Source organism: Saccharopolyspora sp. NPDC000995, from assembly GCF_053599315.1.
In genome coordinates this window covers 1-15,912 of the sequence record NZ_JBSFLZ010000047.1, presented here as the reverse complement: position 1 = coordinate 15,912, position 15,912 = coordinate 1, and the positions used below count along the sequence as shown (strand labels likewise).

Annotated in this window: 14 protein-coding genes and 2 tRNA genes; 5 read left to right on the top strand and 11 right to left on the bottom strand. The window is 67.9% G+C overall.

Annotated features, from left to right (window positions below; all coding sequences use genetic code 11):
• Nucleotides 1–45: 45 nt before the first annotated feature.
• The 4 genes from ftsX to ACWDKQ_RS17375 all read right to left on the bottom strand — a co-directional run bounded on the left by ftsX (nucleotide 46) and on the right by ACWDKQ_RS17375 (nucleotide 3,537).
• Entirely contained in the window at nucleotides 46–948 is a 903-nt protein-coding gene (gene ftsX, locus ACWDKQ_RS17390) for a permease-like cell division protein FtsX (RefSeq protein WP_450139760.1), read from the bottom strand.
• Nucleotides 949–1,013: 65 nt separating this feature from the next.
• On the bottom strand, nucleotides 1,014–1,703 hold the full coding sequence (ftsE, locus tag ACWDKQ_RS17385; RefSeq protein ID WP_450139759.1) for a cell division ATP-binding protein FtsE: 690 nt from the start codon (nucleotides 1,701–1,703) through the stop codon (nucleotides 1,014–1,016).
• Nucleotides 1,704–1,816: 113 nt separating this feature from the next.
• On the bottom strand, nucleotides 1,817–2,923 hold the full coding sequence (gene prfB, locus ACWDKQ_RS17380; protein WP_450139758.1) for a peptide chain release factor 2: 1,107 nt from the start codon (nucleotides 2,921–2,923) through the stop codon (nucleotides 1,817–1,819).
• 116 nt (nucleotides 2,924–3,039) lie between these two features.
• Complete coding sequence (locus tag ACWDKQ_RS17375; RefSeq protein ID WP_450139789.1) at nucleotides 3,040–3,537, bottom strand: PadR family transcriptional regulator; 498 nt, start codon at nucleotides 3,535–3,537, stop codon at nucleotides 3,040–3,042.
• Nucleotides 3,538–3,831: 294 nt separating this feature from the next.
• Here ACWDKQ_RS17375 and ACWDKQ_RS17370 point away from each other — a divergent pair, with 294 nt between their 5' ends.
• Nucleotides 3,832–4,113 carry a hypothetical protein gene (locus ACWDKQ_RS17370; protein WP_450139757.1) on the top strand — a complete coding sequence of 94 codons (282 nt, stop codon included), beginning with the start codon at nucleotides 3,832–3,834 and terminating at the stop codon, nucleotides 4,111–4,113.
• Nucleotides 4,114–4,172: 59 nt separating this feature from the next.
• On the opposite strand, the gene ACWDKQ_RS17365 is transcribed toward ACWDKQ_RS17370, so the two are convergent.
• The 3 genes from ACWDKQ_RS17365 to ACWDKQ_RS17355 all read right to left on the bottom strand — a co-directional run bounded on the left by ACWDKQ_RS17365 (nucleotide 4,173) and on the right by ACWDKQ_RS17355 (nucleotide 7,709).
• A tRNA-Met gene (locus ACWDKQ_RS17365) sits at nucleotides 4,173–4,246 on the bottom strand.
• Nucleotides 4,247–4,609: 363 nt separating this feature from the next.
• Nucleotides 4,610–4,683, bottom strand: a tRNA-Met gene (locus ACWDKQ_RS17360).
• A gap of 152 nt (nucleotides 4,684–4,835) precedes the next feature.
• Nucleotides 4,836–7,709 (bottom strand): UPF0182 family protein, encoded by a 2,874-nt coding sequence (locus tag ACWDKQ_RS17355; protein WP_450139788.1) that lies wholly within the window; start codon nucleotides 7,707–7,709, stop codon nucleotides 4,836–4,838.
• Between the two features lie 218 nt (nucleotides 7,710–7,927).
• Between ACWDKQ_RS17355 and ACWDKQ_RS17350 the strand changes: the two genes are divergently transcribed.
• Nucleotides 7,928–8,458, top strand: coding sequence for a PPA1309 family protein (locus ACWDKQ_RS17350; RefSeq protein WP_450139756.1), 531 nt, complete (start codon nucleotides 7,928–7,930; stop codon nucleotides 8,456–8,458).
• A gap of 51 nt (nucleotides 8,459–8,509) precedes the next feature.
• Here the strand turns inward: ACWDKQ_RS17350 and ACWDKQ_RS17345 are convergent, their stop codons facing one another.
• Nucleotides 8,510–9,535, bottom strand: coding sequence for a YlbL family protein (locus ACWDKQ_RS17345; protein WP_450139755.1), 1,026 nt, complete (start codon nucleotides 9,533–9,535; stop codon nucleotides 8,510–8,512).
• A 229-nt stretch (nucleotides 9,536–9,764) separates the two neighbouring features.
• Between ACWDKQ_RS17345 and ACWDKQ_RS17340 the strand changes: the two genes are divergently transcribed.
• Nucleotides 9,765–11,174 (top strand): zinc-dependent metalloprotease, encoded by a 1,410-nt coding sequence (locus ACWDKQ_RS17340; RefSeq protein ID WP_450139754.1) that lies wholly within the window; start codon nucleotides 9,765–9,767, stop codon nucleotides 11,172–11,174.
• 258 nt (nucleotides 11,175–11,432) lie between these two features.
• Here ACWDKQ_RS17340 and ACWDKQ_RS17335 read toward each other — a convergent pair whose 3' ends face one another.
• On the bottom strand, nucleotides 11,433–11,996 hold the full coding sequence (locus tag ACWDKQ_RS17335; protein WP_450139753.1) for a M48 metallopeptidase family protein: 564 nt from the start codon (nucleotides 11,994–11,996) through the stop codon (nucleotides 11,433–11,435).
• 226 nt (nucleotides 11,997–12,222) lie between these two features.
• On the opposite strand from ACWDKQ_RS17335, the gene ACWDKQ_RS17330 reads away from it, so the two are divergent.
• Together ACWDKQ_RS17330 and ACWDKQ_RS17325 are read left to right on the top strand one after the other, a co-directional pair.
• On the top strand, nucleotides 12,223–12,372 hold the full coding sequence (locus ACWDKQ_RS17330) for a DUF5679 domain-containing protein (RefSeq protein WP_010693945.1): 150 nt from the start codon (nucleotides 12,223–12,225) through the stop codon (nucleotides 12,370–12,372).
• Between the two features lie 331 nt (nucleotides 12,373–12,703).
• On the top strand, nucleotides 12,704–14,014 hold the full coding sequence (locus ACWDKQ_RS17325) for an ABC1 kinase family protein (RefSeq protein WP_450139752.1): 1,311 nt from the start codon (nucleotides 12,704–12,706) through the stop codon (nucleotides 14,012–14,014).
• Nucleotides 14,015–14,060: 46 nt separating this feature from the next.
• On the opposite strand, the gene ACWDKQ_RS17320 is transcribed toward ACWDKQ_RS17325, so the two are convergent.
• A complete protein-coding gene (locus ACWDKQ_RS17320) occupies nucleotides 14,061–14,945 on the bottom strand; it encodes a class I SAM-dependent methyltransferase (RefSeq protein WP_450139751.1) in 885 nt (294 codons plus the stop codon).
• Nucleotides 14,946–15,412: 467 nt separating this feature from the next.
• Entirely contained in the window at nucleotides 15,413–15,799 is a 387-nt protein-coding gene (locus ACWDKQ_RS17315) for a WhiB family transcriptional regulator (protein WP_450139750.1), read from the bottom strand.
• Nucleotides 15,800–15,912: the final 113 nt, after the last annotated feature.

The window sequence follows — 15,912 nt, the reverse complement described above, 5'->3', positions numbered from 1 at the left end:
TTCGGTATCGCGGTTCGCGTTGCGAACCGCGGTACCGGTAACCCGCTACAGACGGACGTAGAGGCGCAGCGTGACGTAGCCGGTGACCGCCGAGACGGCCGCCGCGACGAGCAGCAGGATCGGCGAGACCAAGACGATGTCGCCCCATTCCACGCGGGGGATGATGCCGGTGCCGAACACCGGCGATAGGGCCCGGTCGAGGAATGCCACCTTGATGACGACGAGGCCGATGATTCCCAGGAACGCACCGATGAGACCCGAGACCACCGCCTCCAGCAAGAACGGCAACTGCGTGTACCAGCGGGTGGCACCCACCAAGCGCATGATGCCGGTCTCAGTGCGCCGAGTGAACGCCGAGAGCTGGATCGTGTTGGAAATCAGCAGCAGTGCGGCGAGCGCCTGGACCAGCGCGATGAAGAACGCGCCATTGCGGACGACATTTAGGCCGTCGAACAGCCGGTTGAGATAATCGGCCTGGTTGACGACGCTGTCCACACCGGGACGCCCGCTGAACTGCTGCTGCAGCGCCGGGAAGCGCTCTTGGTCGGCCAGCTTGACGCGCAGCGAGGCCGGCATCGCCTCGGCGCGGGCGACGTCGCGCAGCTCCGGCTGTGACTCGAAGACCTTGTTGAAGTTCTCGAACGCCTTTTGCCGGTTCTCGAAGGCCACCGACTCCACGCCGGGCACGCGCTTGAGGTCGGCCATGAGGTTCGCGCAGGGCTGCTGGGTGCAGTCGTTGTCGTTGGCGCTGACGTCGTCAGTCATGAACACCACGACCTCGACGCGGTCCTGGTAGGTCTCCTGCATCTTGTCGATCATCCGGACCACGAGGAGACCGCCGCCGAGCAGACCGACCGAGATGGCGGTCGTCAGGATCATCGCGATGGTCATCGTCACGTTGCGCCGAAGGCCGTTGACGACCTCGCTGAATACGAAGCTCGCGCGCATCTTGTGTCAGCTTTCCTGCCGGTCGGGGGTGTTGTCCTCAGGTGCGGGGTCGGGCGCTGTCGGGGCTAGCGGCCGACGCCGTAGACGCCGCGCGCATCGTCGCGGATGACCCGGCCGAGGCTGAGCTCGACGACGCGGCGCCGCATCGAGTCGACGATGGAGTGGTCGTGCGTGGCCATGACCACCGTGGTGCCGGTGCGGTTGATCCGCTCCAGCAGCAACATGATGTCCTGGCTGGTGTCGGGGTCGAGGTTTCCGGTCGGCTCGTCGCAGAGCAGCACCAGCGGCCGGTTGACGAAGGCACGCGCGATCGCCACGCGCTGCTGCTCACCACCGGAAAGCTCGTGGGGCATCCGGTCGGCCTTGCCCTCGAGGCCGACCAGCTGCAGCACCTGGGGCACCACTCGGCGGATGTCGTTGCCGGGCTTGCCGATCACTTCCAGCGCGAACGCGACGTTCTCCGCGACGGTCTTGTTATTCAGCAGCCGGAAGTCCTGGAACACGCAGCCGATGCGCTGGCGCAGCCGGGGGACGCGGCGCCGCGGCAGTTTCGCGACGTTCCAGTCGGCGACGAAGACCCGTCCGCGGGTGGGCACGTCCTCACGCAGCAGCAGTCGCATGAACGTCGACTTGCCGGACCCGGAGGGCCCGATGAGGAACACGAACTCGCCCTTTTCGATGCCCACCGAGACATCGTCGAGAGCGGGCCTGGTCGACGTCTTGTACGTCTTGGACACGTGCTCAAGGCGGATCACGGGGCGTGAGTTTACCTGCGACCGTTAGGGGGACATCACTCACCCAGACCGGCGGCTGCACCGGCGATCACCTGCGGGTTCATTGTCGACCAGGGCCTTGCGCGCGGTACTGGTCAGGCCACGCTCTGCTGCTGGCGGCGCCAGCGGATGCCGGCCTCCAGGAATCCGTCGATGTCGCCGTCGAGCACCGCGTCGGGGTTGCCGACCTCGTGCTCGGTCCGTAGGTCCTTGACCATCTGGTACGGGTGCAGCACGTAGGAACGCATCTGGTTGCCCCAGCTCGACCCGCTGTCTTTGAGGGCGTCCAGCTCGGCGCGCTCCTCCTCCTTCTTGCGGGCCAGCAGCTTGGACTGCAGGACGCGCATCGCGGCGGCCTTGTTCTGCAGCTGCGACTTCTCGTTCTGGCAGGACACCACGATGCCGGTCGGGATGTGCGTGATGCGCACGGCGGAGTCGGTGGTGTTCACGCTCTGCCCGCCGGGGCCGGAGGAGCGGAAGACGTCGACCCGGATGTCCTTCTCCGGGATGTCGACGTGGTCGGTCTCCTCCACGACCGGCAGCACCTCGACGCCGGCAAAGGAGGTCTGCCGCCGGCCCTGGTTGTCGAACGGCGAGATCCGCACCAGCCGATGGGTGCCCTGCTCGACCGAGAGGGTGCCGTAGGCGTAGGGGGCGTTGACCTGGAACGTGGCCGACTTCAGGCCGGCTTCTTCGGCGTAGGAGGTGTCGTAGACCTCCGCCGGGTAGGAGTGCCGTTCGGCCCAGCGCAGGTACATCCGCATCAGCATCTCGGCGAAGTCGGCCGCGTCGACGCCGCCGGCCTCGGCGCGGATGGTCACCATCGCCTCGCGCTGGTCGTACTCGCCGGAGAGCAGCGTGCGCACCTCGAGGGCTTCGAGGTCCTTCTTGAGGCGGTCCCGCTCCCCGTCGGCCTCAGACAGCCCGGCCGAATCGTCTTCGTCTTCGCTGAGCTCGTAGAGCACTTCGAGGTCTTCGAGGCGCTGCCGCAGCTCGGTGATCTTGCGCAGTTCGGCCTGGCGATGCACGAGCTGGCTGCTGACCCTCTGCGCGTGCTCGACGTCGTCCCACAGGTCCGGCTTGGCGGCCTCGGCCTCGAGCTCACCGATATTCGCGCGCAGCGCGGACAGATCCATCACGCTCTCGATGCCTTCGAGGGTGTTGGACAGTTCTTTGAGCGAGGCAGCGACGTCGGGATTCACAGTGCTCAGCGTACTTCACCGAGCACGGGCCGCCCACGAGGACGGCCCGTTTCGGCCGTGAGTGGTTCCGGCCATCGAGGTGACCACCGCCACTCACGACGGTTTGGCCCGGTAACTCAGTCCGGAATCGAGTCCAGCAGCTTGATGATCGCCCGGTTGTAGGACACGGTGAAGTCCGCGGCCGCCTTCTCGTACGGGTCGGTCGCGGCCTTGGCGGCATTCCTCGCCTCGTCCATCTTCACCGCGTACTGGGCGCGGGCCGACTCGACCAGTCCGGAGCGCTGCTTCGGCGTCAGCGAACCCGAGTAGACGAGCCGGAGGATCAGCGGGCTGCGGACGTTGTCCGGCCCCGGTTCGGTGTTCAGCCACGACTTGAAGGCGCGCTTACCCGCAGCCGTGATCGCGTATTGCTGGCTGGAGCGCGGACCCTGCTTGCCGAGGCGCAGCAGGCCGGCGTCGGTCAGCGCGGGCAGCTCGCGGTAAACCTGGCTGCGGGTCACGCTGAAGAACCCTCCGAAGCGCTCGGTGGCGGCAGCAACCAGCTGGCCACCGGTCTTCGGACCTTCGTGCAGTAGTCCCAACAGGGCAGCGGATGTCGCATTCAGCTCGGTCACAACTGCCACGGTGCCATGCCTCCGCGCCGCTGTCCACAGTGGTCCCCAGTTCTGTCCACAGTGGTTGCAGTGGACTGGTCCAAGTGGACGAACGATTGCGCCATTGGCGCGCGCTCCGGACGACTGGCGGCGCGGCCCCACCGGACACGGGGCGCACACGTCCGCCGTCGCATGTCTGCACATATTGCGACGAGGATTCCCACGGTTCGCCTGGATGGGGGGTCTTCGCGGCGCAATGAGGTGCTATCGGGTTGTGGAGTTGCACAACTACGGCAAGTCACTAGCAATCTGCACTTGGCCGACAAGTTGGCGGCCGATGAGCGGCCGATTCAGGAGGTGCTGGGCGTGCATCGCAGTTGGTTGCGCACCAAGGTCAACGAGGGCAAGACGAAGATGACCAACAAGGTCACCGAACAAGCCAAACGAGCCAGGTCACTAGTACCCGTGCAGAGAGAAGGCGAAACAGACGCCTGCATGGTGTGCGGACGAGCGATGCGCCCGGCAGGAGTGGTGCGAGGGGAAGGAAGGGTCTGCTCCCCCACTTGCGCCCGCCAATGGGCCGAAGGCCTCAAATAACCGCAAGTCCCGAGCAAAACGGAAAAGCCCCCGACTTTGGTCGGGGGCTTTTCCGTTAGTAGCGGGGACAGGATTCGAACCTGCGACCTCTGGGTTATGAGCCCAGCGAGCTACCGAGCTGCTCCACCCCGCGCCGTCTGCGTTTTTCTGTTGTACGGAGTACTTTACACACCCCCAAAACCCCCGGAACACGGGGGTCCCCAAAACCCCGAAACACCATCCCACCAGCAAAAACCCAAACCAAGCCGACGACGGCCACCCAACACGCCCAAGAGCCGAGAAGCACCCCAACACAAAGTCCGCCTCAAGTCGCCACCACAAGCCCACGCACAACGAACGAAAAGTCTGGTCCAGACCGCAGGCGGGGAACGCTTCCCAACAAGCCGACGAAGAGCGACACCGCACCTTGGATGCCTACGGGGGCCGGGCCCCGTAAAGAAACAAAGACAAAGGAAAAGGCCCCCGGCTGCGCCGGGGGCCTTGACCGTCCAAATAGTAGCGGGGACAGGATTCGAACCTGCGACCTCTGGGTTATGAGCCCAGCGAGCTACCGAGCTGCTCCACCCCGCGTCGTTGTGTACCCAACTTTACGGGCTAATGAAGCCCAATGCAAATCGCCAGGCCACAGAAGTGACGCACGCCATTCGCGCTCGATCGGCCCCCTGGAAAAGCGACGGGGCGGAGACCTCCTGCACGGTCCCCGCCCCGGTCGTCGGCGTCGATCAGCCGCCGCTGCCCTGTGCCTGCTCGAAGCGCTTGACCGCGTCGTCGAGCTGCTGGTAAGCCGCGCCGAGGTCGGCGAAGTTGCCGGACTGCTGGGCCGCCCGGACGTGCTCCAGGGCCGCCCTGATGTCCGTCACCGCCTGGGACAGCTGGGGGGCGCTGCCGGGCGCCAGCGGCTGCTGGTTCTGCGCCGGTGGCGGCTGCTGACCGTTCTGGCCCGGGTTGGTGGCCTGCCCCGCCCCGGAGCCGAACACCTGCTCCAGCGCTCCGGCCAGGGTCTCGGAGAAGCCGACCTTGCCGCCGAAGGACACCAGCACCCGCGCCAGCTGCGGGTAGGAGTTCTGCTCGTTGCGCTGGATGTAGATCGGCTCGACGTAGAGCAGACCGCCCGCGACCGGGAGGGTCAGCAGGTTGCCGAAGATCGCGGTCACGTTCGGGTTGTTGAACAGCGTCCGGTTCTCGGTGACCGCGGGCGTCGACTCCATCTGGTTCTGGACCTGATTCGGGCCCGGTGTCGAGTTGTTGGTCGGCAGCCGCAGCACCGTGAGCTTGCCGTAGCTGTTGGGCTCGGAGGACGCCGAGACCCAGGCCGCCAGGTTTTCGCGGCGCAGCGCGGTGAGCGCGCTGGTCAGCTGGAACTCGGGCCTGTCCTGGCCTTGGACCTGCGCGAGCACGTAGTACGGGGGCTGCTGCCCCGCGGTCGCGGCGGCGTTACCGCGGCCGGTCGGGTCGGACGGCACCTGCCAGAAGGTCTGGTTGGAGAAGAAGTCGCCCGGATTGTCGACGTGGTACTGGGTGAGCAGCGCGCGCTGCACCTTGAAGATGTCCTCCGGGTACCGGAAGTGGTCGCGCAGCTCGGGGCTGATCGCGCTTTGCGGCTTGACCACACCCGGGAAGACGCCTTCCCAGGCCTTGAGGACCGGGTCCTTGTCATCGACCGAGTAGAGGTCGACGGTGCCGTCGTAGGCGTCGACGGTCGCCTTCACCGAGTTGCGGAGGTAGTTGATCTGCTGGTTGGGCTGCCGCTCGACACCGGTGAGGGTGTCGTTGGTGGCCTGACCGAGCTCGGTCAGCTCCGAGTACGGGTAGTTGTTCAGCGTCGTGTAGCCGTCGACGATCCACTTGATCTTGCCGTCGACCACGGACGGGTACGGGTCACCGTCGAGCTTGAGCCACGGCGCGACCTTCTGCACCCGGTCCCGCGGGTTCCGCTCGTAGATGATCTTTGAGTTGTCCCCGATCGTCCCGCTGAACAGGAAGTTCCGCTCGCCGTAGTAGGCGGCGAACACCATGCGCTGGAACAGGTTGCCGACCGGGACACCGCCCGCGCCCGTGTAGGTGTACTGCTGCTGGTCGGTGTCGTACTCGCGGGGCGCCTCACCGGGGTTGCCGCCGACGATCGCGTAGTCGTTGCGCCCCACCAACTCGCCGTAGTACACCCGCGGCTGCTTGACCGGGATCGCGCCCTGGCCGTTGTTGGCCACGTCGCTAATCTGGAAGACCGGGTAGCCACCCTGGGTGGCGCCCTCCTTGAACGTCGAGTCGACCCGGTCGGCCGGCGCGGCGACGAAGCCGTTGCCGTGCGTGTAGACGGTGTGCCGGTTGATCCAGTTCTGCTGGTTCACAGCCAAACCGTCGGTGTTGATCTCGCGCAGCGCGACGAGGTAATCCCGCAGGTTGCCGTTGGAGTCCCGGTACCGGTCGACGTCCAGCTTGTCGGTGAACCCGTAGAAGTTGTACTGCTGGGTCAGCTGGGTGAACGTCGGGGCCAGCACGTTCGGGTCAAGCAACCGGATGTTCGGGATCGTGCCCTTGTCCGCGGCCACATCACTGGGCTGCAGCTGGGTCCGGCCCGGGTAGTCGACGAACTGGACGTTGGGCTCGCCGATGTTGAACGCCGCCTTCGTCGCCGCCAGGTTGCGCTCGATCGACTGCGCCTCCCGCTGGTTCGCGTTGGGGCGTACCGAGAACTGCTCCATCAGCGCCGGCCAGACCGCGCCGACCACGACGCTGGAAAGCACCAGCAGCACCGTGGCCAGCGCCGGGATCTGCAGGTTCTTCAGGAAGATCACGGCGAAGAACGCGATGGCGCAGAACACCGCGATGCACATCAGGATCAGCTTCGCGGGCATCACCGCGTTCAGGTCGGTGTAGCTGGCACCGGTGAACAGCGGGTTGCGCGAGGAAAGCAGCAGGTCGTAGCGGTCCAGGAAGTAGTCGACCGCCTTCAACAGCACGAACATGCCCGCCAGCACGGCCAGCTGGACGCGCGCGGGCATGGACAGCTGCCCGGAGCGGCCGGCGAGCCGGATGCCGCCGAAGATGTAGTGCGTGATCAGCGCGCCGATGAAGGACACGGTGACCGCGATGAACCCCCACGACAGCAGGAATCGCCAGAACGGCAGCTCGAAGGTGTAGAAGCTGATGTCTTTGCCGAACTCGGGATCGACCTGCCCGAACGGCACGCTGTTGAGGAACAGCTGCAAGGTCTGCCAGTCGGCCTGCGCGGCGAGTCCGCCGATCACGCCCACCACGATCGGTACCCCGAGCCCGAAGAGGCGGGAGCGCTCGGTGGCGACGGTGCGGTACCGGGCCAGCGGGTCCTCCGGGCCGCTGACCGGCACGAACACCGGCCGGGTGCGGAAAGCCAGCCAGAGGTTCAGGGCCAGCACGCCGCCGAGGAAGACGGTCGCGGCCACCCCTAGCCCAGCGCGGGACGCCAGTTGGGTGGTGAAGACCTGTCGGTAGCCGACCTCACCGAACCACAGCCAGTCCACGTAGGTGCTCAGCAATCGCGATCCGGCGATCAGGGCGACCAGCACGATGCCGCCCAGTATCAGCAGGATCCGGCTACGCCGGGACAGTTTCGGCATTCCTACCGGGGGCCGCATGGCCACAACGCACGCTCCTGGTGACGATCAGCAGGCCTTGGGCGATACCGGCGGACGGTCGCCCTCGTGATTTTCAACTCTACGGCCCCGTCGAGAAGTTCCTGGAAGGGGCTTCGCGAACTGGATTAAGCGGACATCTTTCGCTAGTCATCGGTTCGACCGACGGCAGGCTCCGACCCTGGTGATGCGACCATGTCGGTATGCCACCGGAGACCCCCGAAGACCTGGCCGCGGCGCTGACGTCGGCCGCCCGCGAGATCGAAGAGTTCGTCAACGCGGTGGGCTGGGACCAGCCCACCCAGGTGTTCGCCCTCGTGTCCACCGGCCGCCTGCTGGCCACCGAACCCGGTCTGGCCGACCAGCTCGACCCGAACGCGCCGCTGACCCCGATCGCGCAGGAGGCGCTGCCCGCCGAAGACCTCGCCGAGGCGCTGGGCCGCATCGAGTGGCCGGAGCAGGTGTCCGGCTGCGCGCTCGTGCAGGAAATCGTGGTGCTTCCGCCGGAAGCCGAAGCGGAGCTGTCCGGGGACGCCGAGGAGGCTCGGCAGCTCGCCGCGGAGCACCCGCAGCGCCGCGAGGCGCGACTGGTCGCGGCGGTGCTGCGAAACGGCGGCGAAGCGTGCGTGATGCGTCTGCGCGCGACCGACGCGGAATCCGGCGGTGAGGTGTTCCAGGACCCGTCGCTGGCCCCGAACCTGCTCACAGCCCTCCACGCCACATTCACGGAGTGACTCCTTCCGGTTTCAAGCGGGGGCCAGCGCGCTGATCCACGTTGAAGCCGGTCAGCAGCTGGCTGGGACCTGCCCGTTGCGCACCGCTTCGAGGGCTTTGGTCGCGTCGTCGAGGGTGGCGACCTTGGCGAGCTGCAGCCCCTCCGGGGCCTGGGACTTGGCCTCCGCGCAGTTGTCCGTCGGCACCAGGAAGGTCGTCGCGCCCGCTTCGCGGGCCTTGACCATCTTGAACGGGATGCCACCGATCGCCCCGACCTGACCGGTCGGGCTGATCTCCCCGGTGCCTGCTACGAACTTGCCGCCGTTGAGCTCGCCCGGGGTCAGCTTGTCGATTATCGCCAGGCTGAACATCAGCCCCGCCGACGGGCCGCCCACGTCGGCCAGGCTGATCTTGATGTCAAAGTTGACGTCTGGCCGCTCGATCGCGGCGACCCCCAGGAAGCCCTGCTGGTCGCCGTCCGGGGTCACGCCCAGCTGCACGTCCGCGACCTGTTCGGGCTGGTCCGCGTGCCGGAACCGGATCTCCGCCCGGTCACCGGGCTTGGTGCCGACGAGCGCCGCCCGCAGCGCCGCAGGTTCGGTCACCGGCTTGCCGTTGGCCGCCAGCAGGTGATCGCCGGGTTCCAGCACGCCATCCGCCGGGCTGCCCTTGACGACCTCGCCGACCAGCACCTTCGTCGGATAGCCGAGGTAGCGCAGGGCCGCGGTCTCCGCCGTGGTTTGCGAGTCGTTGAACGCCTTGGTGTTCTCCTGCTCGATCTGCTGCTCGCTCTTGTCCGGCGGGAAGTACAGCTCGCGCGGCGCCAGCGCGTACCGGCCGCTCACCCACAGCCCCACCGCGCCGAACAAGGACAGCTGATCGGTCACCGACACCGTCGTCATGTTCAGGTGGCCGTCGGTCGGGAAGGTCTGCTGACCGTCGATGCTGATGACCGGGACGTTCCCGTCGAGCCCGAGGGTGTCGTAGGTCGGCCCCGGCCCGAGCGCCACGTAGGGCACCCGGACGAACGCGCCGAGCAAGCCGAAGGCGACTACCAGTACGACGCTTGTCAGCAGCGTCCACGTGCGGCGGTTCACGAGGGGACAGCGTACGTGTTCGCCTCCACGGCGTGTTTAGACCTCACGGCCCGCAGACCCTGGCCAGCCAAGACGGCCCACGGCCTCCGGTGGTCAGAGCCGACAGGTCGTTCTTCCACTCCGCCCGCCGCATCGCACCAGAAGGCCACCCGTGAACCTTTTCGGTGTTCGCCTCGAGCGAGCTTCGGACACCTTCTATGGGGCGGCGCAAGCCGCGTACGGTGGAACTATGACCAACTTGCCGTTCGGGTTCAACTCGCAGGACCCCGACGACCCTGACAAGGGCGACTCGTCGCAAGGCCGCTCTGAGGGCGGCGCCGGAAACCCCGGTGACCTTCCCGGTTTCGGTTTCAGCGGCATGCCCGGACCGGGCGGCATGCCGAACTTCGACATCGGCCAGCTCGGCCAGATGTTGACCCAACTCGGCCAGGCGCTCAGCCACTCCGGCAGCGGTGGCTCCGGCCCGGTGAACTACGAGCTCGCCAAGCAGCTCGCGGTTCAGCAGTTGCACAGCAACCAGCGCACCGAGCGCCCCAGCCAAGAGCAGGTGAAGGCGATCGAGGACGCGGTCCGGCTAGCCGAGCTGTGGCTGGACGCCACCACCTCGCTGCCCGTCGGGGCCCGCTCGGTGCAGATCTGGTCGTCGGTGGACTGGGTGGAGAAGACCCTGCCCACCTGGCAGCGGCTGTGCGACCCGGTCGCGAAGCGGATGTCCAGCGCCTGGCTGGAGGCGCTGCCCGAGGAGGCCAAGCAGGCCGCCGGTCCGCTGCTGTCGATGCTGGGGCAGATGGGCGGAATGACCTTCGGTTCACAGCTGGGCAACGGTTTGGCCCAACTCGGCGGCGAGGTGCTGACGTCCACCGACGTCGGCCTGCCGCTGGGCCCAGCCGGTACCGCCGCCCTGCTGCCCGCCAACATCGAACGCTTCATCGAGGGCCTGGACCGGCCGATCAGCGAGGCGACCGTGTTCCTCGCCGCCCGCGAGGCCGCGCACCACCGCCTGTTCAGCCATGTCCCGTGGCTCGGCCAGCGGCTTTTGGCGACCGTGGAGGAGTACTCCCGCGGCATCCACATCGACACCTCAGCGCTGGAGGACCTGGCCGGGAAGATCGATCCGGCCAACCCGACCTCGATGGAGGAGCTGATGGGCTCCGGTGTCCTCGAGCCGAAGACCACCCCCGAGCAGCAGGCCGCGTTGAACCGGCTGGAGACGCTGCTGGCGCTGGTCGAGGGCTGGGTCGACGTGGTCGTCGCGGACGCTGTCGGCGAGCGGCTGCCGGGTGCCGGCGCGCTGGGCGAGACCGTCCGGCGGCGGCGGGCCAGTGGCGGACCGGCGGAGCAAACCTTCGCCACGCTCATCGGGCTGGAACTGCGGCCCCGCCGGATGCGGGACGCCGCGAACCTGTGGCGGCTGATGACGCAGCGGCACGGCATCGACAGCCGGGACCGGGTCTGGGACCACCCCGACCTGCTGCCGGAGAGCTCGGACCTGGACGAGCCGCTGGACTTCGCCGACCGTTGGGGCGCGGGTTCGGCAGACCTGGACGACCCGATCGCCGCGATCCGCCGCGCCGAGGCGGACGAGGCTGCGAAGTCCGACGACGAGGGCGACGACTCGTCGAAGCGCGACGGGAGCTGAGCCCCGGCGCCCTGCGAGCGGATGGGCACCTCCGGAAGCCCGGAGGTGCCTTTGGTCTGCACAGATTGACCGTTGATGCCTCAGACGCCTTCTCGGTCTCCGGGGAGCCCGGACTCGTGTATGACCCCCCAGCGTTGGGCCGTTCTCGCGGCAACCACCTCTGGGATATCCGCGGCCGTGCGAGTTGCGTGTGTGGCGGAAGAGAACAGCTGACCACCTGCGTTGAAGCCGCGTGACGTGCCGAAGCTGCGCGGGCTCTCAGCAGCCCGCCGGCGCTTCGGCTTCTTCCGCGTCGTCTTCCAGACCGATGCCGAGCTGGGTGGCCGCCGAGAGGCCTTCGAGGTACCCGATGGCCCGTTCTGTCTTCGGGTACCGACGCACCCACTTCCAGAAGTCGGCGCCGTGGCCGGGCACCAGCAGGTGCGCCAGCTCGTGCACGAGCACGTAATCGAGCACCCATCCGGGTACATCTCGGAGGCGCTGACTTACCCGAATGGTGGCCTCGCTGGGCGTGCAGGAAGCCCACCTCGTGCGCATCGGTGGCACCCACCGGACGCCCCGCGGTTGCGCCTGGCCGTCGAGATACTTCGCGGACAGCGCGCCGCACCGCTCGAGCAGCGCCTCGTCGGACTCCCGCGCGGGCGAGCGCCGACGAGTCTCACTGCGCTGCAGGCGGCTGAGCATGTCCGCCACCCAGCGCTTTTCCTCCGCGCGGCTCATCCGCGCTGGAAGCAGCACCACGATCTTGTCGCCGTCGCGATAAGCGCTCACCGTCTGTCGGCGGCGCTTGCTGCGGCGCACCTCGACCTGGGGTTCAGCCACGAGAGTGGACCTTAGCGAGTGGCCCCGACAAACGGTTCCCCAGGTGAGCCGATCCTCAGCACCTGCGCATCGCACCCCCCGAGGGATTACTCCGTTAAGTCGAACATGCGATGCTCTTAATGCATGCATGTCGAATGATCCACATGTACCGTTCCTCCAGCCGCCCGGACGAGGGCCGCAGACGACCCAGCGCCGACGCTGGATCACGACATGAAGGAGGGGAGCCGTGGCCGAGACGTACAACGGCTACTGCGTTAAGTGCCGGGAGAAGCGCGACTTTTCCGGTGAGGTCTCGGAGACCAACGGTCGCCGGATGGCCAAGGGCACCTGCCCGGTCTGCGGCACCAAGATGACCCGCATCCTCGGTAAGGCGTGACCGGGCACGGGTGGGCCGCCGCAGGGTCGCCCACCCGCCCGCACCACGCGACGCGCTTCGCCCCAGTGTTCGACAAGCGCCGGCCACGCGCCGGGGCGTTGAGGGGGTATACGCATATTCAGCGCGAATCGGCGGTTGCAAGGCTCGAAGTGCCTACTCGCTCCCTCTTGTTCGGCACAACGACGACTGCGCCCGGTGGCGCAAACATGGCATAGAACGCGTCGATCACGGCCCAAGGCGCCGCAGGAAACCTCTAGCATGTGACTGGGCTTCTCGGTTTCGAATCTTCGGACATCGAGAGGGTTTTCCTTCGCGCACCAAAGGAGAATTCGTGGCCGACATCCCCCGCCGGGCAGCACACCGCACCGCGAAACTCGCCAGTCTGCCGCTCGGTGTCGCAGGCCGTCTGGCCGCTGGTTGGGGGAAACGGCTCACCGGGCAGAACCCCGCGGAGATCAGCGCCGAGGTGTCGGCGAAGACCGCGGAGCAGTTGTTCGCGGTCCTGGGCCAGCTCAAAGGTGGCGCGATGAAGTTCGGCCAAGCCCTAAGCGTGTTCGAGGCGGCCGTGCCAGACGAAATGGCCGGCCCGTACCGCGAGGCACTGACCAAACTGCAGTCGGCGGCCCCGCCGATGCCCGCCAGCAGCGTGCACCGGGTGCTTGACGAGCAGCTCGGGCGCGCGTGGCGGAAGCGCTTCGCCGAGTTCGACGACACCCCGGCAGCGGCCGCGAGCATCGGGCAGGTGCACCGCGCGACCTGGCACGACGGACGCGAGGTCGCCGTCAAGGTGCAGTACCCCGGCGCGGACGAGGCGTTGCGCTCCGATCTGCGCCAGCTGATGCGCTTCTCCCGGCTCTTCCAGTCCTTGGCGCCCGGCGCCGAGGTCAAGCCACTGCTGGCGGAACTGCGGGACAGCATGGTCGAGGAACTCGACTACCGCACCGAGGCCGACAACCAGCGGGCGTTCGCCAAGGTGTTCCACGGCGATGACGACGTCCGGGTGCCGGCCGTGGTCGCCAGTGCCCCGAGGGTGGTCGTCACGGAATGGGTGACGGGCAAGCCGTACGCGCGGATCATCGCCGACGGCGACCGTGCGGAACGCGATGCGGCGGGTCGGCTGCTCGTCGAGTTCCACTACTCCGCGCCAGCCCGGGTGGGCCTGCTGCACGCTGACCCGCATCCCGGCAACTTCATGCTGCTGCCGGACGGCAAGCTCGGCGTGATCGACTTCGGCGCGGTCTCCCGGCTGCCCGGCGGCCTGCCCGCGACGTTCGGCCGCATGATCCGGCTCGCACTGGAGGACAGGCCCGCGCAGCTGCTGGAACTGCTGCGGGCGGAGCGGTTCGTGCAGGGCGACCGGGAGATCCAGGCCGAGGATGTGCTGGCCTACCTGGCGCCGTTCGTGGACCCGGCCCGGACGCCGACGTTCCACTTCACCCGGCGCTGGTTGCAGCGCCAGGCGGAGCGGGTCGGCGACATGCGCAGCCCGGACTTCCGGACCGGGCGCTCGCTGAACCTGCCGCCGGACTACCTGCTGATCCACCGGGTCACGCTCGGCGCGACCGGAATCCTGTGCCAGCTCGACGCGGAGGTCGAGGCCCGCGACATCATCGCCCGTTGGCAGCCGGGCTTCAGCGACTGACCCCGGCGCTGGGTCTTCCGCCGGGAAAGCGCGATCACTGGTCGGCTCAGGCCTCAGGTCGGGTGCCGAGGTGGACGGTGTTGGCCGTGAGGTAGTACACGTCGTCGCGATTCCCGGCGTAGTGCTCGCCCGACTCGTCGAGCAGCTGGTCGAGCGCAGCCAGATCCGCTGGTCCCACGCGGTTCTCAGCGTCCCGGCGGAGGAACTGCAACCGGCGCAGCACCGCCCGGCGGGCGGCTCCGGAAACCGGAGCCGGACGATCCACGAGGTAGCTCCACGACCGCACCTCGTCCAGACCGACCTCGGACAGGGCCTTCCCCCACCCCATTTGCAGCCGGACCGAGCCGGTCATCTCCGCCCGCATCTGCCGGAACCAGTCCTCGCGGCCGGCGATCAACCGGGCCTCCAGACCCGGCTCTCCGAGGCCGACGTCTGGCGGCAGCACCCTCGTTTCGAGCCCGAACTCGACGACCGCCAGCCGCCCGCCCGGGCGCACCAGCTTCGCGAGGCGGCGCAGCCCGGCCAGCTGGTCAGGCAGGTGGTGCACGACGAACGCCGCGAAAACCAGGTCGGCCTGGACCACAGCCCCGGCCCGTTCGAGGGCTTCGACCAACGAGTCCTCGGCGGCGTCCGCCTCAACGGCGTGGACCTCCACCCGGTCGGAAACCCGCTTGACGCGGTCACTGGCCGCCGCGAGTAGCTGCGGTGCCGCGTCCACGACGGTCAGCACTCCGCCCGAGTCCGCCAGCGCCGCCGCGAACGCCGCCGCCGTCCCGCCCGCCCCTGCACCGACCTCGATCAGGGCGCGATCGGTGGGGCGCAGCAGTTGGGCGACGAGTTCAGCGATCTCCGGTGCGTTTAGCTCGTCGCCGTCGCGGAGTCGCTGCAGGTGCTCGTCCCAGTCGATGTTGTCGTGCGAATGTCCGGCCACGGGGCATCACGATACGGCCAATGCTCCGGCATGGGCTTGGAGCTTTCAAGGTGCGCGAACCGTCGAGCGCGCATCGAGGTTCGTTCTGCGGAGCTGATTCCCAGCCGTCGCCACGACCGCGGGGTTCCCGACCGGTGTGCCCGGCCGGGAACCGTCCGAATGAGACGGCGACTGGAAATCCGTTTCGGTGCGGGCTGATTCAGCGCCGCGCGACTACCTTCGCCCGCTGAGCCGATCTCGGCCTCGCCGGGCTCAAGAACATCGCGCTGCGCGTTCCGCGCGGCGACCGGCGTAATCGGCGAGCCAACGCCACCAGCGGCCGGCGGATATCTGCCGAGCCAGCCGTTGTCGGTGCGCTTCGTCCATCAGCTCGTTACTTCGTATCCGGGACAAGTCCTCGGGCATCAACATTCGTACCTCGTCCTTCATCCGGGTATCGGTGATGGGTGCGGGAATTCGGTCGTAGGTCATGCCGCCCGCTCCTGACTTCGTCGCTCGGCCGCGGCGGCGGCCGGTGCCCCGGTCGGCAGCGGGTGCTTGCGGGGGCGGCCGCGGGGGCGCTTGCGGGCGACCACCGCGCCTCGCTCGAAGATCTCGCCGCCCCAGACCCCCCACGGCTCGCTGCGGGAGAGCGCACCGGCCAGGCATTCGGTCTTGATCGGGCAGTCGGCGCACAGCGACTTGGCCTGATCCAGCTCCCGCGGGTTCTCGGCGAACCACAGGTCCGGGTCCTGACGGCAGGGCAGGCTGCTGTCCAGCGCCGTCGCGGAGCTGTCGAAGAGGCCGGCCACGGTGTCCCCGTCCGGCAGCAAGCCCTCGCCCGCGCTTGCTATCGGCACACTCGCGGTCAACATGAAACTTCCTCCTGTAGTCGGTCGGCAGCAGTTTGTGGTTGTGGATGGCGGAAACCAGGACAACGCCGAGCGGTCGAATTCGAGCAGGATCAACCCCGCCGGGTCGTTCCCGG

What these genes read in the sequence shown, in the direction of transcription:
- ftsX (WP_450139760.1), bottom strand. Translation starts at nt 948, where the DNA reads ATGCGCGCGAGCTTCGTATTCAGCGAGGTCGTCAACGGCCTTCGGCGC.
- ACWDKQ_RS17355 (WP_450139788.1), bottom strand. Translation starts at nt 7,709, where the DNA reads ATGCCGAAACTGTCCCGGCGTAGCCGGATCCTGCTGATACTGGGCGGC.
- ACWDKQ_RS17350 (WP_450139756.1), top strand. Translation starts at nt 7,928, where the DNA reads ATGCCACCGGAGACCCCCGAAGACCTGGCCGCGGCGCTGACGTCGGCC.
- ACWDKQ_RS17340 (WP_450139754.1), top strand. Translation starts at nt 9,765, where the DNA reads ATGACCAACTTGCCGTTCGGGTTCAACTCGCAGGACCCCGACGACCCT.
- ACWDKQ_RS17315 (WP_450139750.1), bottom strand. Translation starts at nt 15,799, where the DNA reads ATGTTGACCGCGAGTGTGCCGATAGCAAGCGCGGGCGAGGGCTTGCTG.